The 1,044-nt window shown below is 79.6% G+C and carries 2 pseudogenes; both read left to right on the top strand.

Annotated elements, in window-relative coordinates:
• Positions 1–555: pseudogene (locus NH602_RS31045) on the top strand (hypothetical protein); the annotation flags it as partial.
• A gap of 43 nt (positions 556–598) precedes the next feature.
• Positions 599–1,044, top strand: a pseudogene (locus NH602_RS31040) (hypothetical protein); the annotation flags it as partial.

Genomic DNA, 1,044 nt, shown 5'->3' with positions numbered 1-1,044 from the left:
CGCCCGTCGCCGGCCCCCACCGGGCAGCAGGGCGGTGCCGAGCGCACCACCGCTGTCCGGCCCGGGGACGAGCCCGAGCCCGCCGAGCTGTTCCGGCCCGCGTCGGACTCCCGCCCGGTCGAGGCGGAGCCGAAGACGTCGGCCGTGCCGCGCCAGGACCCGCGTCCGACGCCCGGCGGCGACGCCGAGCGCACGGTCGCGGTCGGCGCCGTCCGCCGTTCCGGTGACACCCCAACGGATGGTTCGCAGAAGCCGCCGGCGGGGGACAAGGGCACCTCGGCCGAGAGCACGAAGGCCGACGCGGAGCCGCCGACGACCGCGAACCCGGCCGCCGGGCGCGGCCCGGCGCGACCCGGTCCGGAGGGGGCCCGCAACGGCTCCGGCCAGGCCGGCCACGGTCAGAACGGTCGTAACGGTGCGTCGTCGGCGTCCGAGCCGTCGTCGCAGGGTGGCGAGAAGGGCAACGGCGCGACCCGCAACGGTTCCGGCGCGGCCACCGGCGACAAGGGCCGGACGGGCGCGGCGCAGCCGTCGACGGGGACGCGCAGCAGCTGAGGTTCCCCGCGCGGGGCCCGGGACCCCAATAAGGTCCGGGCCCATGCAGCTCGGCTCGTTCACGGTCCCGGTCCTGCCCCTCGTGGCGGTGCTGGGCGCGGGCGTGCTCGTGGTCCTGGTCCTGTGGGGTGTGTGGCGTGCGCGCCGCACCCCTGCGCCCGGGCCGCTGCCGCTCGAGCCCCCGCGCGCGACCGCGGACCCGCAGCCGTCCTATGCGGACTGGACCGGTGAGGCGGCCGGCGGGCCGGCGGACCCGCCGCGTCCGGCCCGTGCACGGACCGTCGCGGACGTGGTCGCCGAGCGCGGCGCGGACACCGGTCCGCTGCCTCGGGTACCCGCATACGCCGGCGCGGTCGTCGCCTCCGGTGCAGGGCGCCACGCCGCCCCCGACGAGGACGGGGCCGAGGGCTCGCTGGAGGCGCTGTTCGCCCCGGCCGACGAGCAGCCCGACGCGGCCACCCTCGCCCGGGGGCGCGGCCCGGAGGCGAC

This window comes from Pseudonocardia sp. McavD-2-B (assembly GCF_024124365.1).
GTDB classification, from domain to species: Bacteria; Actinomycetota; Actinomycetes; order Mycobacteriales; family Pseudonocardiaceae; genus Pseudonocardia; species Pseudonocardia alni.
Note: the sequence above shows the minus strand (reverse complement) of the source record. Positions and strands in the feature narration are given on the sequence as shown.